Genomic DNA, 26,367 nt, shown 5'->3' with positions numbered 1-26,367 from the left:
CCTGCGGCTCACTCGAGGCCGAGCGCCGCATTCACCTTGCCGAGTTCCTCGGCCAGCGCGCGCACGGGTTCGGCCAGCGCCTTGCGTTGCGCCTCGTCCAGCGGCGCGGGCTTGAAGCCCTCGCCTTCGCGGTAAGGCGCCAGCGCGGCGTCGAAGGCCGCGAAGCGTTCGTCCACACTCTTCTGCAGCGCGGGCGCGGCCTTCACCAGCAGCGGCTGCAGCAGTTCCGACATCTTCTTCGTGCCTTCGTAGGTGCCCTGCAGGTTCACGAGTTCGGCATGGCCGTAGTGGTCTTCACCGCCCGCGGGCAGGTTGTCGGCCACGCGGCGCAGCAGCTTGGAGGCCGAACCGGCCAGCCGCTCGGGCGGCATGTTCAGCCCGCGCAGGCGCTCCTTGAGCACGCCGATGTCGGCCATCAGCTGCTCGACCACGGGCGCGAGCGACTTCAGGTCGTTCTGGCTGTACAGCGCGTACTCGATGCGGTGGAAGCCGGTGAAGCCGGCATCGGCCTCGCGCTTCTCGAAGTAGTCGGCGCGCGCGTTGATGCGCGTGTCGAGGTCGGCGAACAGCTCGGCCATCGGCTCGATGCGCTTGTAGGCCTGGTGCGCCGGTGCGTAGAGCGCGCGCGCCTGCGGCAGGTCGCCGGCCTTCACGGCGTCGGCCAGCGCGCGCACCGCGTCGTCGAGCGAGCCGGCCTCCAGGCGCAGGAACACCTGGTACTCGGCCAGCGCGCCCACGTAGTTGACCAGCGAGGGGCGCGCCGCTTCGGCATCGGAGGCGGCCGAGGGCGTCACGCGCAGCTTGCCGCGCGGGTTGCTCAACAGGCCGCAGGTGATGGCGAACTCGCCCGGCTGCAGCTTGACCGTCATGGTCTGCGAGAAGCCCGGCGCGATGTTCTCGCGCTCTTCCACCACCATCACGCCGTCGAGAATTTCCCACTCGAGCGCGCGGTTCGACTTGTTGACGATGGTGAAGGTGGTGCGCCCCGCGGGCACGGTGATCTCGTTGGGCTCGCAGGCGTTGCCCTGGATGGTGACGGTCACGGCGTTGTCGGCCGCCTTGGCCGGCGCCTTCTTGGCCTCGTTCGAGGCATACCAGAAGGCCGCGAGGCCGGCGACCACCAGCAGGGCCGAGGCGGCCACCGCCACGCGCATCAGGTGGGACGAGGAAGCTTTGGGTTCGGGAGAAGAAGACATGAAAGGGTTTCAGCGGGCCGCGGCCGCGCGTGGCGCCGGGGCGGGTGCCGAGCGCAGGAACAGGAACAGGGCGACGGCCAGGAAGGCCAGGTAGACGACGACCTCGCCCACCACGGGCGCGGCCTGGTAGCCCAGCAGGCCCGAGAGCACGGCGCCCACGGGGCTGTCCATGGGCAGCGTGTCGCTCATGTCGAACACCACCGCCTGCAGGTGGTTCCACACGCCGCCTTCGTGCAGCTTGCGCAGCACGCCGGCCAGCAGGCCCGCGGCCACCAGGAGAATGAACAGGCCCGTGAAGCGGAAAAAGCGGCGCAGGTCAAGCCGCACGCCGCCCGAATACAGGCCCCAGCCGACGATCACCGACACCGCGATGCCGGCCAGCGCGCCCACGGGCGCCTCCCAGCCGCTGCTCTGCTGGAACACGGCCAGCAGGAAGAACACCGACTCCAGGCCTTCGCGCGCCACGGCGAGGAACACCATGCCGATCAGCGCCCAGCCCTGGCCGTCCGCGCCCTTGTGCAGCGCCTTGTCGATGGAGGCCTGCAGCTCGCCCTTGATGGAGCGCGCGGCCTTGCGCATCCAGAACACCATCGAGGTCAGCATGACCACGGCAATGAGCCCGACCACCCCTTCGAACAGCTCCTGCTGCTTCTGCGGAAACTCTGCCGCCAGCAGCTGCAGGCCCGCGCCCGCGAACAGCGACAGCGCGGTGGCCAGCAGCACGCCGACCCACACCGCGGGCATCAGCGCGCCGCGCCCGCTTTGCTTGAGGTAACTGGCAACGATGCCGACGATCAGCGCGGCTTCGATGCCTTCGCGCAGCATGATGAGAAAGGGGATGAGCATCGGCTTCGGAATTCAGGGCAGGACGGAGCCCTCCGGAGCCGGCACGTTCAGCAGCGCTCGACGCCCGGCTTGGGTCTGCGGAGGAGCGTTCGAGGATACCCCATCAAATAAGAGACATTCTCATTAAGGGGCTTTACTTACCGAATGGTAATGATTGCCCTGCCCTCGGCGGCAGGGGCTGCGCAGGGCTCAGGCGGCCAGCTCGACGATGCGCGCGCTGACCGCGTCGCCGTCGATCAGCAGTTCGGCCACCGCAATGGGCAAGGTGAAGCGGCGCGGCCCCGCGCTGCCGGGGTTGACGTAGAGCACGCCGCCGCGCTCCTCGATCTTCGGCTTGTGCGAATGCCCCGAGACCACCACGCGCACGCCGGCGCCCTGCGGGTCGATGTCGAGCTGCGCCAGGTCGTGGATGGCGTAGAGGTGCACGTCGCCGAACGCGACCAGTTCGGTCTCGGCGATGCCGCCGGCCCATGCCTCGCGGTCGTTGTTGCCGCGCACCACGGTCAGCGGCGCCAGCTCGCGCAGCGCGTCGAGGATGCCGGCGTTGCCGATGTCCCCGCCGTGCACGATGAAGTCGCAGCCCCGAAGCGCCTGCACGGCCTGCGGGCGCAGCAGGCCGTGGGTGTCGGAGATGAGTCCGACCCGGGTCACGGCATCAGGCCGCGAGCAGCTGGCGCAGCACGAACGGCAGAATGCCGCCGTGCTTGTAGTAGTCGACCTCGATCGGCGTGTCGATGCGCAGGCGCACCGTCACCTCCTGGTGCGTGCCGTCGGGGCGGTGCACGACCAGCTTCACGTCCATCTGCGGCTTCAGCTCGCTGCCGATCACCACGTCGATCTGCTCGTCGCCGGTGAGGCCCAGCGTCTGCCACGAGTCGGCGCCGCGGAACTGCAGCGGCAGCACGCCCATGCCGACCAGGTTGGCGCGGTGGATGCGCTCGAAGCTGCGCGCCACCACGGCCTTGATGCCCAGCAGCTGCGTGCCCTTGGCGGCCCAGTCGCGCGACGAGCCGGTGCCGTACTCCTCGCCGCCGAACACCACGGTGCCCACGCCCTGCTCCATGTACTTCATGGCGGCGTCGTAGATGAACATCTTCTGGTTGCCGGGCTGGAACAGCGTGACGCCGCCCTCTTCCTGCGTGCCGTTGGCGTCCGGCGGAATCATGAGGTTCTTGATGCGCACGTTGGCGAAGGTGCCGCGCATCATCACGTCGTGGTTGCCCCGGCGTGAACCGTAGCTGTTGAAGTCGGCCTTGGCCACGCCGTGCGCCTTCAGCCAGATGCCCGCGGGCGAGCTTTCCTTGATGGAGCCGGCCGGCGAGATGTGGTCGGTGGTGATCGAGTCGCCGAACAGCGCCATGATGCGCGCGCCCTTGAAGCCCGCGTCCGACGCGTGCGGCTTCATCTTGAAGCCCTCGAAGAACGGCGGCTCGGCAATGTAGGTGGAGGTGGGCCAGTCGTACACCTGCCCATTGGTGCCCTTGATGCTGCTCCAGAACTTGCCCGGGTCGGTCTTGACCTTGTCGTAGTTCGCGCGGAACGACTTGGCGTTCATGGCGTAGCGCAGGTTGTCGTCGATTTCCTTCGGCGTGGGCCAGATGTCGCCCAGGTACACGTCCTTGCCGTTCTTGCCCTTGCCCACCGGCTCGGTCATGAGGTCGGTCATGACGTTGCCGGCAATGGCGAAGGCCACCACCAGCGGCGGCGAGGCCAGGAAGTTGGCCTTGAGGTTCGGGTGGATGCGCGCCTCGAAGTTGCGGTTGCCCGACAGCACGGCCGCGCCGATCAGGTCGTTCTTGGTGATCGCCTCGTTGATCTCGGGCGTCAGGTCGCCGGCATTGCCGATGCAGGTGGTGCAGCCGTAGCCGGCCAGGTAGAAGCCCAGCTTCTCCAGGTACGGCAGCAGGCCCGCCTTCTCCAGGTATTCGGTGACGATGCGCGAGCCCGGGGCCAGCGAGGTCTTCACGTGCGGCTTGACCGTGAGGCCGGCCTCCACCGCCTTCTTGGCCAGCAGGCCGGCGGCCAGCATCACGCTGGGGTTGGAGGTGTTGGTGCACGAGGTGATGGCCGCAATGAGCACGTCGCCGTTGCCGATGGTCACCTGGCCTGCACCGCCCTTGGGTGCCGCGGGCGCGGTGGCGCTCACGTGGGCGGCGGCCTTGGTCGAGCGGTTGGCCACCATCTCCTCGAGGTCGCGCGGCGAGCCGGGCGGCGGCGCGGCGGCTTCGCCGTCACCGGTGTTGCCGGCCGTGATCAGCGGGTAGCGCAGCTTGAGCTTGTCGGCCGGCTGGTTGAAGCCGTTGGCGTCGTTGGGCTTGCTGTAGAGCTCCGAGAACTTGGTCGACAGGTGGCCCAGGTCGATGCGGTCCTGCGGGCGCTTCGGGCCGGCCAGGCTGGGCGACACGGTGCCCAGGTCGAGCCGCACGATCTTGGTGTAGTCGATGTCGCCGGGGGCGGGCATGCCGTACAGGCCCTGCGCCTTGTAGTAGGCGGCGAAGCGCTCGACCTCTTCCTTGGTGCGGCCGGTGCCTTCGAAATACGCCACCGTCATGTCGTCGACCGGGAAGAAGCCCATGGTCGCGCCGTACTCGGGCGCCATGTTGCCGATGGTCGCGCGGTCGGGCACGGCGATGGACGCGGCGCCCGGGCCGAAGAACTCGACGAACTTGCCCACCACCTTCTCGGCGCGCAGGATGGCGGTGACGTACAGCACCAGGTCGGTGGCCGTGACGCCTTCGCGCAGCTTGCCGGTGAGCTCGAAGCCCACCACGTCGGGCGTCAGCATGTACACGGGCTGGCCCAGCATGGCCGCCTCGGCCTCGATGCCGCCAACGCCCCAGCCGACCACGCCCACGCCGTTGATCATGGTGGTGTGGCTGTCGGTGCCGACCAGCGAGTCGGGGTAGTAGACGGGCACGTCGGCCTTGTCGTTCGGGCTGGTGTAGACGCCGCGCGCAAAGTACTCAAGGTTGACCTGGTGCACGATGCCGAAGCCCGGCGGCACGACACGGAAGGTGTCGAAGGCCTGCATGCCCCACTTCATGAACTGGTAGCGCTCGTTGTTGCGCTGGAACTCCAGCTTCATGTTCAGGTCGAGCGCCTTGGGCGTGCCGTAGTAGTCGACCATCACCGAGTGGTCGACCACCAGGTCGACGGGCACCAGCGGCTCGATGGTCTTGGGCGACTTGCCCAGCTTCTCGGCCACGCTGCGCATGGCGGCCAGGTCGGCCAGCAGCGGCACGCCGGTGAAATCCTGCAGCACCACGCGGGTCACGACGAAGGGGATCTCGTCGACGCGCTCCGCGTTGGGCGCCCAGTGGGCCAGCTCTTCCACATGCTTGGGCGAGACCTTCTGGCCGTCGCAATTGCGCAGCACCGACTCCAGCACGATGCGGATGGAGACCGGCAGGCGCTCGATGGTCGGGTACTGCTTGGCCAGCTCCTTCAGGGACCAGTACTTGCCGGACTTGCCCGATGCGGTCTTGAAGGTCTTGAGGGTGGACGCAAAGGCGTGTGCCGGGGCTTTGGCCATAGAGGAACTCCTGTTTGTTCGTGGAAGCTCCTCAAAGATAGCAGTTAACAATGTCAGCCGTTGTAGTCGGGCTTCCCCGTTCTCGCCTTTCGGAGCCTTGTTTCTTATCGCGAAAAATGCCGGATGAAGGGGCGTCGCCGGCATGGCGCGATGTCACCAGCGACCGGCCGGTGCAAGCCCGGCGGCAGGGCCCGTGCCGCCGCGGGTGCGGCGCAAGCCGGTCCATTGCAGCTCGGCCAGCACGACCACGCAGGCCGCCTGCGCCAGCACCCACGCCATGCCCAGTGACGTGACCGGGAACAGGCCGCTCACCAGCAGCGCGATGCAGGCCGCCGCCCAGCCGAAGTTGCCCGCGACCACGAGCCCGATCGGCGTGCGCGGCGGGGTGCGGCGGCTGGCCATGAAGGCGGCGGCCGCGGCGTACGCCAGCAGGAAGATGCCGGTGCCCATGAGCAGCGGCGCCGGCAGTCCGGTGAGCGCGGCCAGCGCGCCGGTGAATGCCACCTGCAGCGCGCCGGTCGCGGCACAGGAGGCGGCGTCGGCCCACATCACGTTGGGCAGGAAGCGGGGGGATGCGAAGACGGTCATGGGGATCTCCTGGAATCGTCGGGGTGGTACGCGGCGGGCCAGCCCCGCCGCGTTGGAGCCCATGATTCCGCCCGCCGGGCATGGCGTCGATGACCTCGCAGGTCATGGCGGCACGGCGCGGCCACGCCAGAATGCGGCTCCATGAACACCACCCGCTCCCACCCGTCCAAGGCCGGCCAGCCCGGCGCGCGCGACCCGTTCGGCGCCCACCTGCGGCACTGGCGCACCCACCGCCGCCTGAGCCAGCTCGACCTGGCGCAGGAGGCCGAGGTTTCCACGCGCCACCTGAGCTACGTGGAAACCGGCCGCGCCGCGCCCAGCCGCGAGATGGTGCTGCGCCTGGCCGAGCGGCTGGAGGTGCCGCTGCGCGAGCGCAATGCGCTGCTGGTGGCCGCGGGCTTCGCGCCGATGTACCGGCAGCGCTCGCTCGACGATCCGGCCATGGCCTCGGCGCGCCGCGCCATCGACCTGGTGCTCAAGGGCCACGAGCCCTTCCCCGCGCTGGCCGTGGACCGGCACTGGAACCTGGTGGCGCACAACGCGCTGGTGCCGCTGCTGATGGAAGGCGCCGCGCCCGAATTGCTGAAGCCGCCCATCAACGTGCTGCGCCTGAGCCTGCACCCCGACGGCGTGGCCCCGCGCATCGCCAACCTTGCGCAGTGGCGCACCCACCTGCTCGAACGGCTGCTGCAGCAGATCGCGGCCACCGGCGACGCGGTGCTGCAGTCGCTGCACGACGAACTGGCGGCCTACCCCGCTCCCGCCGTGAGCCACGACGCGCCGGTGCTCGACACCGCGTTGTCGGCCGTGGCCGTGCCCTTCCAGGTGATCATGCCCAGCGGCGTGCTGAGCTTCATCAGCACCATCACCATCTTCGGCACGCCGGTGGACGTCACATTGCAGGAACTCGCGGTGGAATCGTTCTTTCCGGCCGATGAGCAGACGGCTGCGGCGCTGACTGCGCTGGCGGCGCAGATTGCCCAGCAGGGGCAGCAGGGACGTCCAGGCCAGCAGGAGAAGCAGCCCGGTTGAGATCGGCCCTGCCGTCCGCGCCGCGCGGCGGGCCTTCGAAGTCGTCCACCTGGATGACCTTGTCGGCCGCCTTCAGGTAGGCGAGCGCCAGTTCGGGGTCGGGCGCCGAGTGCGCCGCCTCCTCGAGCGAGTTCGTGCGGCGCAGCACCTTGTTGAGCGCGGCCGTGGTGTCGCCGAGCTGCGCGCCCAGCTGCATCGCGTGCATCAGGTCGCGCAGCCCGCCGGCCGCGGGCTCGCTGAGGTCGGGCGCCAGGCGCTCGACGATGCGCGGGTTCTTGCGCAGCAAGTCCGACAGCTCGAGCAGTTGCACGTCGCGCAGCGGCGCCAGGTGCGCGGTGCGGCGCAGCACCAGCGCGCCGATCACGCGCCGGCCGGCCGTCGGCAGGTTGCCGTAGAGGTCGCGCAGTATCTTGCCGGCCTCGTCGAGCTGAAGGCGGATCGCGGCGCGCGCGAACGGCAACAGTTCGGGCGACGCATCGACACCGTAGCGCCAGATGCACGCGCTCGCCAGGTACAGGTGCGCGAGCACGTCGCCCAGCCGGGCCGACAGCAACTCCATGCGCTTGAGCTTGCCGCCGAGCATGCCCATCGCAAGGTCGGCGGTGAGCGCGTACTTGGCGCTCATGCGCGCGAGCAGCCGCGCCTCGTGTTCCAGCTCCCGGGGCGGCTCGCCGAGCACCGGCGCGCCGAACACGCTGTGCCACAGGTTGGTTGCCACGTGCTTGCCGTGCGCGATGAGGGCGCGGCCCAGCGCCGTCTCGTCCTTGGCCTGCACGGCCGCCATTTCGTCGAGCACATGCGGATGGCAACGCACCGCGCCCTGCCCGAACACGATGAGCGCGCGCGTGAGGATGTTCGCGCCTTCCACCGTGATGGCGATCGGCGCCTGCCGGTACGACACGCCCAGCAGGTTCGACGGGCCGTAGATGATGCCCTTGCCGCCGAGGATGTCCATGCCGTGGTTCACCGCGCGGCGCCCGGCTTCGGTCAGCTGCACCTTGAGGATGGCGCTCGCCACGCTGGGCCGCTCGCCCTTGTCGAGCGCGGCCGCCGTGAAGCGGCGCGCGGCATCGCTCGCGTAGAGCTCGGCCGACATCTGCGCGACCAGCCCCGCAACCGCGTGGAACCTGCCCACCGGCATGCCGAACTGCTCGCGGATCTGGCCGTAGCCGTTGCTCACGTACAGCGCGGTCTGCTGCATGGCCGAGCCCAGCGCCGGCAGCGAAATGGCGCGGCCCGCGGCCAGGCATTCCATCAGCATGCGCCAGCCCTGGCCCACCTGCTTTTCGCCGCCGATGATCCAGTCCATCGGCACGAACACCTGGCGCCCGTGGATCGGGCCGTTCATGAAGGCGCTGTCCATCGGGCGGTGGCGCCGGCCGATCTCCATGCCCTCGTGCGGCACGGGAATCAGCGCGCAGGTGATGCCGAGGTCGCGCTGGCCCTCGGGCCGGCTCTGGTCGACCGCATGGAAGGCCAGGCCGACCACCGTGGCCACGGGCGCCAGCGTGATGTAGCGCTTGTCGAAATCGACCAGGAAGCCGCGCGTCATGCGGCCGTTGAATTCGCGCTCGACGACCACGCCGCGGTCGGGAATCGAGGCGGCGTCCGAGCCCGCATAGGGCGAGGTCAGGCCGAAGCACGGCAGCTCGCGGCCGTCCGCCAGGCGCGGCAGGTAGTGCTCTTTCTGCGCGTCGGTGCCGTAGCGCAGCAGCAGCTCGGCCGGGCCGAGCGAGTTGGGCACCATCACCGTGACGGCCGTCGCCACGTTGACGGTGGCGATGCGCGCCACCACCGTCGCGTGCGCGTAGTGCCCGAAGCCCAGGCCGCCGAACTCCTCCGGAATGATCATTCCGAAGAAGCGCTTCTCGCGCAGGTAGCGCCACACCTCGGGCGGCAGGTCGCGCGCCTCGTCGATGGCGTGGTCGTCGAGCATGTAGCACAGCTCGCGCACCTCGTGGTCGAGAAAGGCCAGTTCGCGGGCGGTGAGCTTGTTGGGCCCCACACCGGACAGCACGTCGAAATCGGGGTTGCCCGCGAACAGCCGGCCCTCGAAGCCGACGGTGCCCGCCTCGAGCGCGGCGCGCTCGGTGTCGCCCAAGGGCGGGAGCGCCTTGGAAAAGGGATGCATGGCCCATCGACCGATGAGTTTCGCCAGAGGCATGGTTGTCTCCTTCCGCGACAGAGCGCGCGGACCGACACCATTCTTGGGACGTGCGACCGCTCGCGCGGGACGGCCAAGGGCCTTCCTGCGTGTCGGACGGGCTCGACTAGCGCTTGCCGGGCGGCGGCGCGGCAGACACCGCGGCCGGGTCTTTCCAGCCGTACTCCACATAGCGCCGGATGATCAGGCAGCCCGGCGGCGAATCGATCAGCGAGACCGACGAAGTGGGCTCCTTGGCGTCGGTGTACACGGCGTAGTTGGGCAGCAGCCGGGTCATCTTGTAGCTGGCCAGCTCCTGCTGCGCGACGCTCTCGCAGGTGAACGGCGCGACCGAAATGCGCTCGGCCGACACCGTGCAGGCGCCGCTCTCGTCGGGAATGGCGGTGATCGACGCGGCCACGCCGGCGTTCGGGTACTGCATGCCGATGAGCGAGAACATCGGGCCGGCGTCGGGGCGCTTGCGGTCCCAGTCGAGCAGCACGTCGTGGCTGCGGCTGCCCTGCACCGTGAGCGACGACAGGCGCGAGATGGCCGGCAGGCAGCGCTTGATGCCCACGCTGGTGGCGGCGCGCGTGAGCGTGTCCTGCGGCGGCGCGGGCGGTGCCGGCGGCACCAGCACGCCCTGTGCGCACACGGTGCCGGCGGCGGCCCATGCCAGGGCGGCCGGAAGCCATCGCAACAGTGCCTGGGTGTTCATGGCGGTCCTCATGCGTAAAGGTTGTCGATGGCCGCGGTGTAGGTGCGCACGTTGGCCTCGGCCTCGGGGTCGAGCGTGGCGATGAACCGGCGTGCGCGCTCGCGGTAGGCCGGCAGGTCGGCGTCGTGCGCGGCGAACGCGTGCTGCAGCGCGCGGCCGCCCTCCTCGCAGTCGAAGCCGTGGTAGCGGTAGCCGCAGCCGCCGACGAGGTGCGAGTTGTGCACCAGCGGATACCCGCTGGTGCACAACGCGCACCTGTGCGCGGACCTGGGCTACCACTACGAAGGCAACGACGTGGCCGGCGGCAGCGCACGCGTGCTGGAGGCCGTCGACAGCCACGACGCCCAGGCCCTCGCCTACCGCGAGCGGCAGCGCGGCCTGATCGACCGCTACCTGCCCGGCAACGCCGCGGCCACCGAGGTGTACAACGCCCTGCTGCTCGGCCTCGTGCAGCGCCCCGCCAGATAACCGGACCCTTTCATGCTCGAACCCTCCGAACTGCGGCAGTTCTTCCCCGTCATCGTCACGCCGAGCCATGACGGCAAGTACTTCCAGAACTACGTCATGTCGATGATGAATTTCGCCATCGAGGCCGAACGCGCCGGCATGCGGCTGCAGGTGCTGTTCCACCAGGGCGAAAGCCTGGTGACACGGGCGCGCAACAACTGCGTGGCCCAGTTCCTGGCCAACCCGCAGTGGACGCACCTGTTCTGGATCGACGCCGACATCGGCTTCTCGGCGCAGGCGGCCTTCCGCCTGCTGCTGGCCGACTACGACATCGCGGCCGGCGTGTATCCGCTCAAGCGCGAGGACTGGCCCGCCGAAGGGGTCGCCGAAGGCACGACGCGGCAGCTTTTCGAGGCCACGTTCACGCGCTACACGGTCAACGCGAAGGCGTCGGAGGCCAGCTCGCAGGTCGAGCTCGAGGTGCAGCCCGACGGGTTCATGCGGATGACCGAGGCGCCGACGGGCTTCATGGCCATCAAGCGCGGCGTGTTCGAGCGGCTCATCGCCAGCCACCCGGAGCTCAACTACGTGCCCGACAGCATCGGCGAGCCCGACCTCGGGCTGCACTACCGCTTCTTCGACGTGATGGTCGATCCGCAGACGCGCCGCTACCTGTCGGAAGACTACGGTTTCTGCCGGCTGTGGTCGGGCCTTGGCGAGTCGATCTACATCGACGCCAACTCGAACCTCACGCACCAGGGCGCCAAGCTCTACCGCGGCGACTTCGCGAGTTCGCTGCTGACCTCGCTGCCCCACGCGGTGGGTGGGCCGGCCGGCGCGAACATGGTGCTGAGCGGCCAGGAACACCTGCAGCCCAACCTGCCACCGAGCTGAGCGAACAACAACACCCCGTTCGCCAATGAAAAAGCCCCGCGGAGCGGGGCTTTTTCGCATGCGAAAGACGCAGTGCCGATCAGCAGGCCGGTGCGGTCTCGGCCACCTTGTAGTCTTCGATCTTGTCGAAGTTCAGGTACTGGTAGATCTGCGTGCTCGACGCATCGAGCACACCCGTGGCGGCCATGTATTCCTCACGCGTCGGGATGCGGCCCAGGCGCGAGCAGATGGCGGCCAGCTCGGCCGAACCCAGGTACACGTTGGTGTTCTTGCCCAGGCGGTTCGGGAAGTTCCGCGTGCTGGTCGACATCACCGTCGCGCCTTCGCGCACCTGTGCCTGGTTGCCCATGCACAGCGAGCAGCCCGGCATTTCGGTGCGCGCACCGGCATTGCCGAACACGCCGTAGTGGCCTTCTTCGGTGAGCTGTTGCGCGTCCATCTTGGTCGGCGGTGCGATCCACAGCTTGACCGGGATGTCGCGCTTGCCTTCGAGCAGCTTCGACGCCGCGCGGAAGTGGCCGATGTTGGTCATGCACGAGCCGATGAACACTTCGTCGATGGTGGCGCCGGCCACGTCGCTCAGCGTCTTCACGTCGTCGGGGTCGTTCGGGCAGGCCACGATGGGTTCGTGGATCTCGGCCAGGTCGATGTCGATCACGGCGGCGTACTCGGCGTCGGCGTCGCCCGCAAGCAGCGACTGGTCGGCCAGCCACGCCTCTTGTGCGGCGATGCGGCGGGCCAGCGTGCGTGCGTCGGCGTAGCCTTCGGCAATCATCCACTTCATCAGCGTGATGTTGCTGTTGATGTACTCGGCGATCGGCTCCTTGTTCAGGTGCACGGTGCAGCCAGCGGCCGAGCGTTCGGCCGAAGCGTCGCTCAGCTCGAAGGCTTGTTCCACCTTCAGGTCGGGCAGGCCTTCGATTTCGAGGATGCGGCCCGAGAAGATGTTCTTCTTGCCTTGCTTGGCCACGGTCAGCAGGCCCGCCTTGATGGCGTACAGCGGAATGGCGTTGACCAGGTCACGCAGCGTGACGCCGGGCTGCATCTTGCCCTTGAAGCGCACGAGCACCGACTCGGGCATGTCCAGCGGCATCACGCCGGTGGCGGCGGCGAAGGCCACGAGGCCCGAGCCTGCCGGGAAGCTGATGCCGATGGGGAAACGGGTGTGGCTGTCGCCGCCCGTGCCCACGGTGTCGGGCGTCAGCAGGCGGTTGAGCCAGCTGTGGATCACGCCGTCGCCCGGACGCAGCGACACGCCGCCGCGGTTGGCCATGAACTCGGGGAGTTCGTGGTGCATCTTGACGTCGACCTTCTTGGGGTACGCCGCCGTGTGGCAGAACGACTGCATCACGAGGTCGGCCGAGAAGCCCAGGCAAGCCAGGTCCTTCAGCTCGTCGCGGGTCATCGGGCCGGTGGTGTCCTGCGAGCCGACCGAGGTCATCTTGGGTTCGCAGTACGTGCCCGGGCGAACGCCCTGGCCTTCGGGCAGGCCGCAGGCGCGGCCGACCATCTTCTGTGCGAGCGAGAAGCCCTTCTTGGTGTCGACCGGGCTGGTCGGCAGGCGGAACAGCGTCGACACGGGCAGGCCCAGTGCTTCGCGCGCCTTGGCCGTGAGGCCGCGGCCGATGATCAGCGGAATGCGGCCGCCGGCGCGCACTTCGTCGAACAGCACTTCGCTCTTGACCTGGAATTCGGCAATGACCTTGCCGTCCTTCAGTGCCTTGCCGTCATAGGGACGCAGCTCGACCACGTCGCCCATTTCCATCTGCGTGACGTCGAGCTCGATGGGCAGTGCGCCCGAGTCTTCCATCGTGTTGTAGAAGATGGGAGCGATCTTGCCGCCGAGGCAGACGCCGCCGAAACGCTTGTTCGGCACGAAGGGAATGTCTTCGCCGGTGAACCACAGCACCGAGTTGGTGGCGCTCTTGCGCGACGAACCCGTGCCGACCACGTCGCCCGCGTAGGCCACCAGATGGCCGCGTGCGCGCAGGTCTTCGATGAACTTCACCGGGCCGCGCTTGCCGTCTTCTTCCGGCACGATGCCGGGACGCGCGTTCTTGTGCATCGCCAGGGCGTGCATCGGAATGTCGGGACGCGTGGTGGCGTCGGGCGCGGGCGACAGGTCGTCGGTGTTGATTTCGCCAGCCACCTTGAAGATGCTGACGGTGATGCTCTGGGGCACTTCGGGGCGGCTGGTGAACCACTCGGCGTCGGCCCAGCTTTGCAGCACGCCCTTGGCGTGCACGTTGCCCTTGTCGGCCTTTTCCTTGACGTCGTGGAACTGGTCGAACATCAACAGGGTTTTCTTCAGGCCTTCGGCTGCCACGGCGCCGACTTCGGCGTCGTCGAGCAGGTCGATCATGGGGCTGATGTTGTAGCCGCCGAGCATGGTGCCGAGCAGTTCGGTGGCGCGGGCGCGCGACAGGAACTCGCTCTTCTCGGTGCCGTGGGCCACGGCCGCAAGGTAGCTCGCCTTGACCTTGGCGGCGTCGTCGACGCCGGCAGGCACGCGATAGGTGAGCAGATCGAGCAGGAAGGCGCCGTCTTTCGCGTTCGCGCTCTTCAGGAGCTCGATCGCTTCAGAGGTCTGCTTCGCGCTCAATGGCAGCGGCGGGATACCGAGCGCGGCGCGTTCGGCAACATGGTCAACGTAGGCTTGCAACATCTTTTTTTCTCCGGAAACTGGTCTGACGGGCGTGCGGAGCGCTCAAGCAAGAGCTGCGCCGCACCCCGGCTCGGTACGCTTACTTCTTCTCGCCGTCGGCACCTTCGAACAGGGCCTTGGGCGGGTTCTTCTTCATTTCTGCGGCGAACGCGACTTGCGCGTCGGTCTGGCATTCGTCCGCAATGCGCAGGCCGGCCTTCTGGTTCATCAGCATCGACTTGTTGCCGAGCTGCAGCCACATGGCGCCGGCACGCGGGTCTTCGAGGCGGATGGCGCCGGTGCGGCTTTCGACCGGGTGCATGCGGTACTTCTGGCCCTTGGTGCTGACGGTGAAGAAGCCGGGCTTCTTCTCGTCGGGCGTGACGGTCACGTCGGCGCCGAGTTCGCACTGGGCCTTGCCGACCGACACGCGCTGTGCCACGGCCAGGTCGGCGTCGTTGAGCGTCACGTCGGTGTCGGTGTTGACGGGGGTGACTTCTTCCACGGCCTTGGCGGCGCGGCGGGTGACCTGGCGCTTCGGCGGAGCCTTCTTGGCCTCGGCCTTGGCGGCGGGCTTGGCCGCCGGCTTGGCGGGGGCTGCTGCGGTCTGCGCCACGGCAGCGAACGGCAGTGCCAGGGCAACGGCAGCGATCAGGGCAATTTTCTTCATGTGTGGGTTTCCTTGAGACTGGATTCGGGTGGTTTCAGGAGGCCGCGAATGCAAACCAGGCTTTCGCCTCGGGGGGCAACACGCGCCCTGTTGCGTGGGCGCGCGTCAGAACCTGCCAGAAATGGCGGTAGCTCGCGCGGTCGTGCAATGTGCCATCAATTTGTGTCGGTGCCCAATTCGCGGTTGCCGCCTTTACAAGGATTTTTGTGGCAATTTGAATCTGCGCCTCGTCGGGAGCGAAGGCCTCGAGGATCGGGCGGATCTGGTTCGGGTGGATGCTCCACATGCGCGTGTAGCCGAATTCGGTGGCGGCCTTGCGGGCCGCCGTGCGCATGGCATCGGTGTCGTTGAATTCGGTGACCACGCAGTGCGAGGGCACCTTGCCGCAGGCATGCGCGGCCGACGCGATGGCCAGCTTGGCGCGCACCACCAGCGGATGGCTGAACTGTCCCGCCGCGCCCATGCCGTCGGCCGGAATGGCGCCGGCGTGGGCCGAGACAAAGTCCATCAGGCCGAAGCTCAATGACTGCACGCGCGGATGCGCGGCGATGTCGAAGGCGTTGTGCACGGCCAGCGGCGACTCGATGAGCACGTGCAGCGGCAGCGTGGCGGCATCGGCCGCGTCGAGCGCGGCCACGGCCTGCAGCACGTCGGCCACCGACTCGACCTTCGGCACCATCAGGTGGCTCAGGCGCTCGCCGGCACGCCCGGCGATGGTGATCACGTCGCCGGCAAAGGCCGGATGGTCGACCGGGTGCACGCGCACGCCGACGCGCATGCCGGGCCTGGCGGCCAGCGCGAGCTCGGTGACGAGCGCGGCATGCTCGGCCTCGCCGCCCACCGGGGCGCCGTCTTCGCAGTCGAGGGTGACGTCGAACACGCAGGCCCCGAACTCCTCGGCCATCTCGGCCTGGAGCGCGAGGCTCTTCTTCATGCGCGCTTCGACGCCGCTGTAGTGATCGCACACCGGCAGCGTCACGGCGCCGGCCTGCGCGCCGAGCAGTACTTCACCCGGGTGAACAGTGTTCGTCATGCCTTGTTGCCCTTTTGCGCCACGATGAACATGCGCGGGAAAGCGAGCAGCCGCTTGCCGTCGGCACGCGCCGGATAGGCCGCGTCCACGCGGCGAAGGTACTCGGCCAGGTAGCTGGCTTGCAGGTCGGCCGGCAGGCGGTCGACGAACGGCTTCAGCCCGGTGCCGCGCACCCATTCGACGATGGCCGCGGCATCGGCCATGCGGTGCTGGTAGATGGTGTGCCAGACATCGACGTGCGCGGCGCGCGGCGCCAGCAGGTCGTAGTAGCCGCCCAGGTCGAGCAGCAGCGTGCGCAGCCTGTCGGCATCGCCGATGGCCTCGGCCCACGGGGCTTCGGCGGCCACGGCGCGCATCAGGCGGTGCGTGGGCTCCTGGCGGTTGTCGGGCATCTGGATGGCAAGCACGCCACCCGGGGCCAGCGCGTCGAACAGGCGCGGGATCAGCGTTTGGTGATCGGGCACCCACTGCAGGGACGCGTTGGCATAAATGAGGTCGGGCGCTTGCTCCGCGGAGTGCGGCGCCCAGGTCGCGATGTCGCTCAACTCGAAGGCCGCCTGGGGCAGCCGCTCGCGCGCGCTGGCCAGCATGGCCTCGGAGTTGTCGGTTCCGGTGACTTGCGCCGCCGGGAACCGATGGACCAGCAGCTCGGTGGAATTGCCCGGCCCGCAACCGAGGTCGACCACGCGGGCCGCCTCCGTCAGGGGCACCCGCGCCAGGAGTTCCTGTGCGGGGCGGGTGCGCTCGTCCTCGTAGCGACGGTAGAGCGCGGGATTCCAGTCGAGCATGCTGCGGGGTTGCCTTACAGCAGGTGAGCGACGCCGGCGCGTTCGCCTTCGAGCTCTTCGAGCGTCTTGTTGATGCGTTCCTGGCTGAATGCGTCGATGTCCAGGCCTTCGACCAGCTTGTACTCACCGTTTTCGCAGGTGACGGGGAAGCCGAACATCACGTCCTTCGGAATGCCGTACTGGCCGTCCGACGGGATGCCCATGGTGACCCACTTGCCGTTGGTGCCCAGGGCCCAGTCGCGCATGTGGTCGATGGCGGCGTTGGCGGCCGAGGCAGCCGACGACAGGCCGCGTGCTTCGATGATGGCCGCGCCGCGCTTGCCGACGGTCGGCAGGAACGTGTTGGCGTTCCATTCCTGGTCGTTGATCATCTTGGCGACGCTTTCGCCGTTGATGGTGGCGAAGCGGTAGTCGGCGTACATCGTGGGCGAGTGGTTGCCCCACACGGTGAGCTTTTCGATGTCGGCCACGGCCTTGCCGGTCTTGGCGGCGATCTGGCTGGCGGCACGGTTGTGGTCCAGGCGCAGCATGGCGGTGAAGTTCTTGCGCGGCAGGTCCGGCGCGCTCTTCATGGCGATGTAGGCGTTGGTGTTGGCGGGGTTGCCGACCACCAGCACCTTGACGTTGCGGCTGGCAACGGCGTTCAGGGCCTTGCCCTGCGCGGTGAAGATGGCGCCGTTCACGGCCAGCAGTTCGGCACGTTCCATGCCGGGGCCGCGGGGACGCGAACCGACCAGCAGTGCGTAGTCGGCGTCCTTGAAGGCGGTCATCGGGTCGCCGTGGGCTTCCATGCCGGCCAGCAGCGGGAAGGCGCAGTCGTCGAGCTCCATCATCACGCCCTTGAGCGCCTTCTGGGCCTTCTCGTCGGGGATTTCGAGCAGTTGGAGAATGACCGGCTGGTCTTTGCCGAGCATTTCACCGGATGCGATACGGAACAACAGGGCGTAACCGATTTGACCGGCGGCACCGGTAACGGCAACGCGGACGGGCTTTTTGCTCATGGGAAGACTCCAGAAGGTGATGAAACGGTGCGGCGCTCTCGTGGGGCGCCAGGGTCCTGCGGGATGGAAATACCTTCCCGCAGCGCGAGACCCGCAGCATTTTAAGCCGATTCAATGAGGGCCGTCTTATGTCTTATATAAGATATCCTCTGGAGGTCCGCCACGGCGCACCCCACCGCTGCCATGAACACGCCCACCCTCCTCGACGAGCCCACGACGCCGTCCTTCAGTCCGCTCTACCAGCAGATCAAGACATTGATCCTGCAGAGCCTGCAGGCGGGCGAGTGGAAGCCGGGCGAACCCATCCCGAGCGAGATGGACCTGGCGGCGCGCTACCGCGTGAGCCAGGGCACGGTGCGCAAGGCCATCGACGAACTCTCGGGCGAAAACCTGGTGGTGCGCCGCCAGGGCAAGGGCACCTTCGTGGCCACGCATGCAGAGCAGCATGTGCAGTACCGCTTCCTCAAGCTCGTGCCCGATGCCGGCGACCCGAGCACCGAGGGCCCCGCGGTGCGCACCATCGTCGACTGCAAGCGCCTGCGCGCCTCGGCCGACGTGGCACGCGCGCTCGGCCTGCGCACCGGCGACGCGGTGCTGCAGGTGCGCCGCGTGCTCGCCTATGGCGGCGTGCCGACCATCCTCGAAGACCTCTGGCTGCCCGGCACGCCCTTCAAGGGCCTGACTGCCGAGCGCCTGCGCGCCTGGCCCGGCCCGATGTACGCGCTGTTCGAGACCGAGTTCGGCGTGCGCATGGTGCGAGCCGAGGAAAAAATCCGCGCCGTGCTGCCCGATGCCGAACAGGCGCAGCTGCTCGACGTTCCCCGCCAGATGCCCCTGCTGAGCGTGGAACGTGTCGCGCACACCTACCATGACATGCCGATGGAGCTGCGACGCGGCCTCTATCGCACCGACACGCACCATTACAGGAACCAGCTGGGCTGATCCGATGCATTCGAAGGAAGAATCCGGTCTCGCGCAGACCCCCGCACAGCATGTCCAACGCGCTACGAAGTCAATAGCATCCGACTGCAACGGTGCGCTGACTCGGACGCGTCCGCTGCCCGATGGTGCATTGCAATAGAATTTTGCGTTGTTTGCATTTCCGCATAAGAAACAAAAGCGTTCGCTCTCAGAACAAGCCAACAAGTCACCAAGCCACGAAAGCAATCCCCCAATGACAGAGCTTGCAACTCCTCCTCGGCCACGTCGCGAATTCCGCAACATCAATGCCTTCACCGACCTCACGACGTACCGGCTGCCGCCGGCCGGCATCGTGTCGATCCTGCATCGCGTCAGCGGCGTGCTGATGTTCCTGCTGCTGCCGTTCATCATCTGGATGTTCGACACGTCGCTGTCATCTGACTATTCGTTCGCGAAATTCAAGGGCGCGTTCAACGTCGGCATCGGCTTCGCTCCGGGCTGGTTCTTCAAGCTGGTCGCACTCGCGCTCATCTGGGCCTACCTGCACCACTTCATCGCCGGCCTGCGCCATCTCTGGATGGACGTGAGCCACGCAGCGGTCACCAAGGAGTTCGGACACAGCTCCGCCCTGGTCACGCTGTCCCTGAGCATCCTGCTCACCGTGGTGCTCGGCGCCAAGTTGTTCGGCCTGTACTGAGAAGGAGCCAATCCATGTCTGTGAACTACGGCTCCAAGCGCATCGTCGTCGGCGCGCACTACGGTCTGCGCGACTGGCTCAGCCAGCGCATCACCGGCGGCCTGATGGCCCTCTTCACGATCATCCTGCTCGCGCAGCTGATCTTCTCGCGCGGCCCCATCGGCTACGACCTCTGGGCCGGCATCTTCGCCGCGCAGTGGATGAAGGTCCTGACGTTCTCCGTGATCGTCGCCCTGCTCTATCACGTGTGGGTCGGCATGCGCGACGTGTGGATGGACTACGTCCAGCCTGTCGGCATCCGTCTCGTGCTGCAAATTTTCACCATCGTCTGGCTTGTCGGTTGTGCGGGTTGGGCCATTCAAGTGCTTTGGAAGATCTGACCCCACCATGACTTACACAAAAGAAAAAATCACCAAGCGCAAGTTCGACGTCGTGATCGTCGGTGCCGGCGGTTCCGGCATGCGCGCCTCGCTGCAACTCGCACGTGCCGGCCTCAACGTGGCCGTGCTGTCCAAGGTGTTCCCCACGCGTTCGCACACCGTGGCTGCCCAGGGCGGCGTGGGCGCATCGCTCGGCAACATGAGCGAGGACAACTGGCACTACCACTTCTACGACACGATCAAGGGCTCCGACTGGCTCGGCGACCAGGACGCGATCGAGTTCATGTGCCGTGAAGCACCGAAGGTCGTGTACGAGCTCGAACACTTCGGCATGCCGTTCGACCGCAACCCCGACGGCACCATCTACCAGCGCCCGTTCGGCGGCCACACCGCCAACTACGGCGAAAAGGCCGTGCAACGCGCCTGCGCCGCGGCCGACCGCACCGGCCACGCGATGCTGCACACGCTCTACCAGAAGAACGTCGAAGCGCGCACCCAGTTCTTCGTGGAATGGATGGCGCTCGACCTCATCCGTGACGACGAAGGCGACGTGGTCGGCGTGACCGCGCTCGAAATGGAAACCGGCGACCTGCACATCCTGCAGGCCAAGACCGTGCTGCTCGCCACCGGCGGTGCAGGCCGCATCTTCGGCGCGTCCACCAACGCCTTCATCAACACCGGCGACGGCCTGGGCATGGCCGCGCGCTCGGGCATCCCGCTGCAGGACATGGAGTTCTGGCAGTTCCACCCCACCGGCGTGGCCGGCGCGGGCGTGCTGCTGACCGAAGGCTGCCGCGGCGAAGGCGCCATTCTGCTGAACAGCAACGGCGAACGCTTCATGGAGCGCTATGCGCCCACGCTGAAGGACCTGGCACCGCGCGACTTCGTGTCGCGCTCGATGGACCAGGAAATCAAGGAAGGCCGTGGCTGTGGTCCGAACAAGGACTACATCCACATGAAGCTGGACCACCTGGGTGCCGACACGATCCACAAGCGGCTGCCCTCGGTGTACGAGATCGGCATCAACTTCGCGAACGTCGACGTCACCAAGGAACCGATCCCGGTGGTGCCCACCATCCACTACCAGATGGGCGGCATCCCGACCAACATCAACGGCCAGGTCGTCATCCAGAAGGGTGAAGAGAACAGCGCCGTGGTGAACGGCCTCTACGCAGTGGGCGAATGCTCTTGCGTGAGCGTGCACGGCGCCAACCGCCTGGGCACGAACTCGCTGCTCGACCTGCTGGTGTTCGGCCGCGCGGCCGGCAACCACATCGTGCAGTTCAACGACAAGCTCAAGGAACACAAGGCCCTGCCCAACGACGCGGCCGACCGCACGCTGGAGCGCCTGAACCGTCTCGAGGCGACCACCGACGGCGAGTACGCGCAGGACGTGGCCGGCGAGATCCGCGCCGTCATGCAGCAGCATGCCGCCGTGTTCCGCAAGCAGGCCTCGATGGACGAAGGCGTGGTCAAGATCGCCGCCGTGCGCGAGCGCGTCAAGGCCATCGGCCTGAAGGACAAGTCGAAGGTGTTCAACACCGCGCGCATCGAAGCGCTGGAAGTCGACAACCTGATCGAAGTGGCGCAAGCCACCATGGTCTCGGCCGCGGCCCGCAAGGAATGCCGCGGCGCGCACACGGTGGAAGACTACGAGCGTCCCGCGGACGATCCGGTCGCACCGCTGGGCCGCGACGACGCCAACTGGATGAAGCACACGCTCTGGTACAGCGAGGACAACCGCCTCTCGTACAAGCCCGTCAAGCTGCAACCGCTGACGGTGGCCTCGGTGCCGCCCAAGGTCCGCACGTTCTAAGAACAAAGAGCATTTAAAAGGTCAATACGATGAAGCGCACATTCCAGATCTACCGCTACGACCCGGACAAGGACGCCAAGCCCTACATGCAGACGGTCGAGGTCGAACTCGACGGCCACGAACGCATGCTGCTCGACGCCCTGATGAAGCTCAAGGCACAGGACCCCACGCTGTCGTTCCGCCGCTCGTGCCGCGAAGGCGTCTGCGGCTCCGACGCGATGAACATCAACGGCAAGAACGGCCTCGCCTGCCTGACCAACATGCTCACGCTCAAGGGCACGATCGTGTTGAAGCCGCTGCCGGGCCTGCCCGTCATTCGCGACCTGATCGTCGACATGACGCAGTTCTTCAAGCAGTACAACTCGATCAAGCCGTACCTGCAGAACGACAACGTGCCGCCCGAGAAGGAGCGCCTGCAGTCGCCCGAAGAGCGCGAAGAGCTCGACGGCCTGTACGAGTGCATTCTTTGCGCGAGCTGCTCCACGAGCTGCCCGAGCTTCTGGTGGAACCCCGACAAGTTCGTCGGCCCTGCCGGCCTGCTGCAGGCCTACCGCTTCATCGCCGACAGCCGCGACGAAGCCACCGCCGAGCGCCTGGACAACCTGGAAGACCCGTACCGCCTGTTCCGCTGCCACACGATCATGAACTGCGTGGACGTGTGCCCGAAGAGCCTCAACCCGACCAAGGCCATCGGCAAGATCAAGGAATTGATGGTGCGTCGCGCCATCTAATCGACTGCTTCATCTGCCTGACGCCACCATGCAACCCGCCGCCGACTCCGCCCAGTTGCTCAGCGAACGTGCGCTGAGCAAGCTCAAATGGCGCTGCCGGCGCGGACTGCTCGAGAACGACCTGTTCATCGCCCGCTTCTTCGAGCGGCACGAAGCCCGCATGACCGTGGGTCAAGCGGGAGCGATGGAGACATTGATGGACCTGTCGGACAACGACCTCCTCGACCTCCTTCTCCGTAGAAAGGAGCCCGAGCCCGAATGGGCCGGGGCCGAGGTGGTCGCATTGCTGCAGCTGATGCGCACCGACGGCGCTCAGCGTCCCGCGATTTCTCCTTCGTCCTGAATCCACCTCTGAAAGTAAACCGAAATGAAAGCATCCGATACCAAGGCCACGCTGTCGTTCAGCAACGGCGGCGACAGCGTTGATCTGCCGATCTACAAGGGCACCGTCGGTCCCGACGTCATCGACATCCGCAAGCTGTACGCGCAGACCGGCATGTTCACCTATGACCCGGGCTTCATGTCGACCGCGGCCTGCCAGTCGGCCATCACGTACATCGATGGCGACAAGGGCGAACTGCTGTATCGCGGCTACCCCATCGAGCAACTCGCCACCAACTGCGACTTCCTCGAAACCTGCCACCTGCTGCTGTACGGTGAACTGCCGGACCAGGCCAAGAAGGAAAACTTCACCAAGGTCGTGACGAACCACACCATGGTGAACGAGCAGATGCAGTTCTTCCTGCGCGGTTTCCGTCGCGATGCCCACCCGATGGCCATCATGACCGGCCTCGTGGGCGCCCTGTCGGCCTTCTATCACGACAGCACGGACATCAACAATCCCGAGCACCGCGAGATCGCCGCGATCCGCCTGATCGCGAAGATGCCCACGCTGGTGGCCATGGCGTACAAGTACACGATCGGCCAGCCGTACATGTACCCGAAGAACGACCTGAGCTACGCAGGCAACTTCCTGCACATGATGTTCGCCACGCCGTGCGAAGAGTACAAGGTGAACCCGGTGCTCGAGCGCGCGCTCGACCGCATCTTCATCCTGCACGCAGACCACGAGCAGAACGCCTCGACCTCGACGGTGCGCCTGTGCGGCTCGTCGGGCACGAACCCCTTCGCGGCCATCGCGGCCGGCGTGGCCTGCCTCTGGGGCCCGGCCCACGGCGGCGCCAACGAAGCAGCACTGAACATGCTGTACGACATCCAGAAGGAAGGCGGCGTCGAGAAGATCGGCGAGTTCATCAAGAAGGTCAAGGACAAGAACTCGAACGTCAAGCTGATGGGCTTCGGCCACCGCGTGTACAAGAACTACGACCCGCGCGCCAAGCTGATGCAGGAAACCTGCAACGAAGTGCTGACCGAGCTGGGCCTGGAAAACGACCCGCTGTTCAAGCTGGCCAAGGAACTGGAAAAGATCGCCCTGGAAGACGAATACTTCGTGTCGCGCAAGCTGTACCCGAACGTCGACTTCTACTCGGGCATCGTGCAGCGCGCCATCGGCATCCCGGTGCCGCTGTTCACCGCGATCTTCGCGCTGGCCCGCACGGTCGGCTGGATCGCCCAGCTGAACGAAATGATCGGCGATCCCGAGTACAAGATCGGCCGTCCGCGCCAGCTGTTCGAAGGCTCGCCCAAGCGCGACGTGAAGCCAATCTCGGCCCGCTGATCGGCCCGCCGAGCGATTGCTCCCCTCAAAAAGCTGCCTTCGGGCAGCTTTTTTATTGCCCGTTCGGCAGGCCCCTCTTCGCGGGCCGGCAGCAATGCCATCTCATATCACGATGGCAATGGCATGAAAACAGCGAGAAAATAGCCATCTCATCGCAGAACGCGATGCCCCCACCCCATGAGCACGTCAGAACGCAACTTCGCCCGCCGCATCGACCTCACGTCGCTGCAGCTGTTTGTTGCCGTCTGCGAGCTGGGCAGCATCGGCCGCGCGGCGGAGCGCGAATTCATTGCGGCCTCGGCCATCAGCAAGCGGCTGTCCGACCTGGAAGCCACGCTCGGCACCACCCTGCTCTACCGCCATGCGCGCGGCGTCGACCTCACGCCCGCCGGCGAAAGCCTGCTGCACCACGCCCGCTCGGTGCTCTACAGCCTCGAGAAGATGCAGGGCGAGCTCAGCGAATACGCCGACGGCGTGCGCGGCCACGTGCGGGTGCACGCGAACATCTCGGCCATCGTGCAGTTCCTGCCCGAAGACCTGGGCGTGTTCACGCGCGCCCACGAAGCCATCAAGATCGACCTCGAAGAACACCTCAGCAGCGAGGTGATCCGCGCGGTGCAGGAAGGCGCGGCCGACCTCGGCGTGTGCCATGTGGCCGGCGGCGCGGGCGAGCTGCAGAGCCTGTCGTACCGGCACGACCGCCTTGCGCTGATCGTGCCCACGGGGCACGTGCTGGCGGCGCAGGACAGCATCGACTTCATCGACTCGCTGGACTTCGACCACGTCGGCCTGCACACCAACAGCTCGATCTACGTCGCCATGCACGAGGCCGCGCTGGACGCGGGCCGCAGCATCAAGCTGCGCATCCACGTGACGGGGCTGGACGCGATGTGCCGGATGATCGAGAACGGCCTGGGCATCGGCGTGATGCCGCAACGCGCGTTCGAGCTCATGCAGAACGGCATCGGCCGCGGCCTGGCGAGCGTGGCGCTCAATGACGCCTGGGCGGCCCGCGAGATCCGCCTGGTGGCGCGCGACTTTTCCACCCTGCCGGTGGCGGCGCGCTCGCTGGTGAACCACCTGCATGCGGCAGCGGACGGCACGGAACAACTTGCGGCTTGAAACGCATTCGAAGCCCCGCACACAAGACAATCCATTTCCCCACGAAAGACAAGAGAACGACATGGCACGCACGCTCTACGACAAGATCTGGGACGAACACGTCGTCCACACCGAGGACGACGGCACCGCGATCCTCTACATCGACCGCCACCTGGTGCACGAAGTGACCAGCCCCCAGGCGTTCGAAGGCCTGCGCGAAGCCGGCCGCAAGCTGTGGCGCATCAGCTCGGTGGTGGCCACGGCCGACCACAACACGCCGACCACCGGCTGGGAGCGCGGCTATGAAGGCATTGCCGACCCGACCAGCAAGGAACAGGTCACCACGCTGGACCACAACATCGCCGAGTTCGGCGCAGCCGCGTTCTTCCCGTTCCTGAGCAAGCGCCAGGGCATCGTGCACGTGATCGGCCCCGAGTCGGGCGCGACGCTGCCGGGCATGACCGTGGTCTGCGGCGACTCGCACACCTCCACGCACGGAGCGTTCGGCGCGCTGGCGCACGGCATCGGCACCAGCGAGGTCGAGCACGTGATGGCCACGCAGACGCTGCTGGGCAAGAAGGCGAAGAACATGCTCGTGAAGGTCGAGGGCAAGCTGCCCCTGGGCTGCACGGCCAAGGACATCGTGCTGGCCATCATCGGCAAGATCGGCACCGCCGGCGGCACGGGCTACACCATCGAATTCGCGGGCTCGGCCATTCGCGACCTGAGCATGGAAGGCCGCATGACGGTCTGCAACATGGCCATCGAAGCCGGCGCGCGCGCCGGACTGGTGGCGGTGGACGAGAAGACCATCAGCTACGTCAAGGGCCGCCCGCTCGCGCCCACCGGCGTGGAATGGGAACAGGCCGTGGGCTACTGGCGCACGCTGCAGTCCGACCCGGGCGCGAGCTTCGACGCCGTGGTCGAACTCGACGCAGCCACCATCCCTCCTCAAGTGACCTGGGGCACCTCGCCCGAGATGGTGGTCGACATCAACGGCCGCGTGCCCGATCCGGACAAGGAAAAGGACGCCAGCAAGCGCGGCGCCATCGAGCGCGCGCTGGTCTACATGGGCCTGGAGCCCAACAAGGCCATGAACGACATCTTCATCGACAAGGTGTTCATCGGCTCGTGCACCAACAGCCGCATCGAGGACATGCGCGAAGCCGCGGCCGTGGTGAAGAAGCTGGGCCAGAAGGTCGCGAAGAACGTGAAGCTCGCGATGGTCGTGCCCGGCTCGGGCGTGGTGAAGGAACAGGCCGAGCGCGAAGGGCTCGACGTGATCTTCAAGGCCGCGGGCTTCGAATGGCGCGAGCCCGGCTGCTCGATGTGCCTGGCCATGAACGCCGACCGCCTGGAACCCGGCGAACGCTGCGCATCGACCAGCAACCGCAACTTCGAAGGCCGCCAGGGCGCCGGCGGCCGCACCCACCTCGTGAGCCCGGCCATGGCCGCCGCCGCCGCGGTGCACGGCCACTTCGTCGACGTTCGTACGTTCGCCTGAACACACA

General features: G+C 67.1%; 23 protein-coding genes and 2 pseudogenes. 12 read left to right on the top strand and 13 right to left on the bottom strand.

What is annotated here, in order from left to right:
* Window positions 1-8: 8 nt before the first annotated feature.
* The 5 genes from efeO to BM004_RS04575 all read right to left on the bottom strand — a co-directional run bounded on the left by efeO (window position 9) and on the right by BM004_RS04575 (window position 6,162).
* Window positions 9-1,196 carry an iron uptake system protein EfeO gene (gene efeO, locus BM004_RS04595; RefSeq protein WP_093211524.1) on the bottom strand — a complete coding sequence of 396 codons (1,188 nt, stop codon included), beginning with the start codon at window positions 1,194-1,196 and terminating at the stop codon, window positions 9-11.
* A 9-nt stretch (window positions 1,197-1,205) separates the two neighbouring features.
* Entirely contained in the window at window positions 1,206-2,042 is an 837-nt protein-coding gene (gene efeU, locus BM004_RS04590) for an iron uptake transporter permease EfeU (RefSeq protein ID WP_093124199.1), read from the bottom strand.
* 189 nt (window positions 2,043-2,231) lie between these two features.
* Complete coding sequence (locus tag BM004_RS04585) at window positions 2,232-2,693, bottom strand: metallophosphoesterase family protein (protein WP_093211521.1); 462 nt, start codon at window positions 2,691-2,693, stop codon at window positions 2,232-2,234.
* A gap of 4 nt (window positions 2,694-2,697) precedes the next feature.
* Window positions 2,698-5,574, bottom strand: coding sequence for an aconitate hydratase (locus BM004_RS04580; protein ID WP_093124195.1), 2,877 nt, complete (start codon window positions 5,572-5,574; stop codon window positions 2,698-2,700).
* 153 nt (window positions 5,575-5,727) lie between these two features.
* Complete coding sequence (locus BM004_RS04575) at window positions 5,728-6,162, bottom strand: hypothetical protein (protein ID WP_093211519.1); 435 nt, start codon at window positions 6,160-6,162, stop codon at window positions 5,728-5,730.
* 141 nt (window positions 6,163-6,303) lie between these two features.
* Between BM004_RS04575 and BM004_RS04570 the strand changes: the two genes are divergently transcribed.
* Window positions 6,304-7,194, top strand: a complete 891-nt coding sequence (locus tag BM004_RS04570; RefSeq protein ID WP_256219779.1) for a helix-turn-helix domain-containing protein — start codon at window positions 6,304-6,306, stop codon at window positions 7,192-7,194.
* Between the two features lie 49 nt (window positions 7,195-7,243).
* Here the strand turns inward: BM004_RS04570 and BM004_RS04565 are convergent.
* The 3 genes and pseudogenes from BM004_RS04565 to BM004_RS04555 all read right to left on the bottom strand — a co-directional run.
* Window positions 7,244-9,358, bottom strand: a pseudogene (locus BM004_RS04565) (acyl-CoA dehydrogenase); the annotation flags it as partial.
* A gap of 106 nt (window positions 9,359-9,464) precedes the next feature.
* Complete coding sequence (locus BM004_RS04560) at window positions 9,465-10,055, bottom strand: hypothetical protein (RefSeq protein ID WP_093124187.1); 591 nt, start codon at window positions 10,053-10,055, stop codon at window positions 9,465-9,467.
* 8 nt (window positions 10,056-10,063) lie between these two features.
* Window positions 10,064-10,291, bottom strand: a pseudogene (locus BM004_RS04555) (DUF2827 family protein); the annotation flags it as partial.
* A 4-nt stretch (window positions 10,292-10,295) separates the two neighbouring features.
* Here BM004_RS04555 and BM004_RS04550 point away from each other — a divergent pair.
* Both BM004_RS04550 and BM004_RS04545 read left to right on the top strand, forming a co-directional pair.
* Window positions 10,296-10,523: a DUF2827 family protein gene (locus BM004_RS04550; protein ID WP_256219778.1), complete on the top strand. Its 228-nt coding sequence runs from the start codon at window positions 10,296-10,298 to the stop codon at window positions 10,521-10,523.
* A gap of 12 nt (window positions 10,524-10,535) precedes the next feature.
* On the top strand, window positions 10,536-11,396 hold the full coding sequence (locus BM004_RS04545) for a hypothetical protein (protein WP_093124175.1): 861 nt from the start codon (window positions 10,536-10,538) through the stop codon (window positions 11,394-11,396).
* Between the two features lie 79 nt (window positions 11,397-11,475).
* Here BM004_RS04545 and BM004_RS04540 read toward each other — a convergent pair whose 3' ends face one another.
* From BM004_RS04540 to BM004_RS04520, 5 genes are all read right to left on the bottom strand, one after another.
* A complete protein-coding gene (locus tag BM004_RS04540; RefSeq protein ID WP_093124172.1) occupies window positions 11,476-14,061 on the bottom strand; it encodes a bifunctional aconitate hydratase 2/2-methylisocitrate dehydratase in 2,586 nt (861 codons plus the stop codon).
* A gap of 79 nt (window positions 14,062-14,140) precedes the next feature.
* On the bottom strand, window positions 14,141-14,710 hold the full coding sequence (locus BM004_RS04535; RefSeq protein WP_093124170.1) for a hypothetical protein: 570 nt from the start codon (window positions 14,708-14,710) through the stop codon (window positions 14,141-14,143).
* A gap of 34 nt (window positions 14,711-14,744) precedes the next feature.
* The gene (locus tag BM004_RS04530) at window positions 14,745-15,743 is read right to left on the bottom strand and encodes an HpcH/HpaI aldolase/citrate lyase family protein (protein WP_093211514.1); all 999 of its coding nucleotides are present in this window, start codon (window positions 15,741-15,743) and stop codon (window positions 14,745-14,747) included.
* Window positions 15,740-16,531: a trans-aconitate 2-methyltransferase gene (gene tam, locus BM004_RS04525; RefSeq protein ID WP_093124163.1), complete on the bottom strand. Its 792-nt coding sequence runs from the start codon at window positions 16,529-16,531 to the stop codon at window positions 15,740-15,742. The genes BM004_RS04530 and tam overlap by 4 nt, the downstream gene beginning before the upstream one ends.
* 14 nt (window positions 16,532-16,545) lie before the next feature.
* Window positions 16,546-17,532 (bottom strand): malate dehydrogenase, encoded by a 987-nt coding sequence (locus BM004_RS04520; RefSeq protein ID WP_093124159.1) that lies wholly within the window; start codon window positions 17,530-17,532, stop codon window positions 16,546-16,548.
* Window positions 17,533-17,715: 183 nt separating this feature from the next.
* On the opposite strand from BM004_RS04520, the gene BM004_RS04515 reads away from it, so the two are divergent.
* The 9 genes from BM004_RS04515 to leuC all read left to right on the top strand — a co-directional run bounded on the left by BM004_RS04515 (window position 17,716) and on the right by leuC (window position 26,360).
* Window positions 17,716-18,474, top strand: coding sequence for a GntR family transcriptional regulator (locus BM004_RS04515; RefSeq protein ID WP_093124157.1), 759 nt, complete (start codon window positions 17,716-17,718; stop codon window positions 18,472-18,474).
* A 232-nt stretch (window positions 18,475-18,706) separates the two neighbouring features.
* Window positions 18,707-19,150, top strand: coding sequence for a succinate dehydrogenase, cytochrome b556 subunit (sdhC, locus tag BM004_RS04510; protein WP_093124155.1), 444 nt, complete (start codon window positions 18,707-18,709; stop codon window positions 19,148-19,150).
* A 14-nt stretch (window positions 19,151-19,164) separates the two neighbouring features.
* Entirely contained in the window at window positions 19,165-19,530 is a 366-nt protein-coding gene (gene sdhD, locus BM004_RS04505) for a succinate dehydrogenase, hydrophobic membrane anchor protein (RefSeq protein ID WP_093124152.1), read from the top strand.
* Between the two features lie 7 nt (window positions 19,531-19,537).
* Entirely contained in the window at window positions 19,538-21,346 is a 1,809-nt protein-coding gene (gene sdhA / locus BM004_RS04500; RefSeq protein ID WP_093124150.1) for a succinate dehydrogenase flavoprotein subunit, read from the top strand.
* Between the two features lie 29 nt (window positions 21,347-21,375).
* A complete protein-coding gene (locus BM004_RS04495) occupies window positions 21,376-22,077 on the top strand; it encodes a succinate dehydrogenase iron-sulfur subunit (protein WP_093124147.1) in 702 nt (233 codons plus the stop codon).
* Between the two features lie 28 nt (window positions 22,078-22,105).
* Complete coding sequence (locus BM004_RS04490; RefSeq protein ID WP_093124145.1) at window positions 22,106-22,420, top strand: FAD assembly factor SdhE; 315 nt, start codon at window positions 22,106-22,108, stop codon at window positions 22,418-22,420.
* 24 nt (window positions 22,421-22,444) lie between these two features.
* Complete coding sequence (gltA, locus tag BM004_RS04485; protein WP_093124143.1) at window positions 22,445-23,755, top strand: citrate synthase; 1,311 nt, start codon at window positions 22,445-22,447, stop codon at window positions 23,753-23,755.
* Window positions 23,756-23,932: 177 nt separating this feature from the next.
* On the top strand, window positions 23,933-24,877 hold the full coding sequence (locus BM004_RS04480) for a LysR substrate-binding domain-containing protein (RefSeq protein WP_093124141.1): 945 nt from the start codon (window positions 23,933-23,935) through the stop codon (window positions 24,875-24,877).
* A 61-nt stretch (window positions 24,878-24,938) separates the two neighbouring features.
* On the top strand, window positions 24,939-26,360 hold the full coding sequence (leuC, locus tag BM004_RS04475) for a 3-isopropylmalate dehydratase large subunit (protein WP_093124138.1): 1,422 nt from the start codon (window positions 24,939-24,941) through the stop codon (window positions 26,358-26,360).
* The last annotated feature ends 7 nt before the right edge of the window (window positions 26,361-26,367 follow it).

It is taken from the genome of Variovorax sp. OK212 (assembly GCF_900112425.1).
Lineage (GTDB): Bacteria > Pseudomonadota > Gammaproteobacteria > Burkholderiales > Burkholderiaceae_C > Variovorax.
This window is presented reverse-complemented; position numbering and strand designations above follow the sequence as displayed.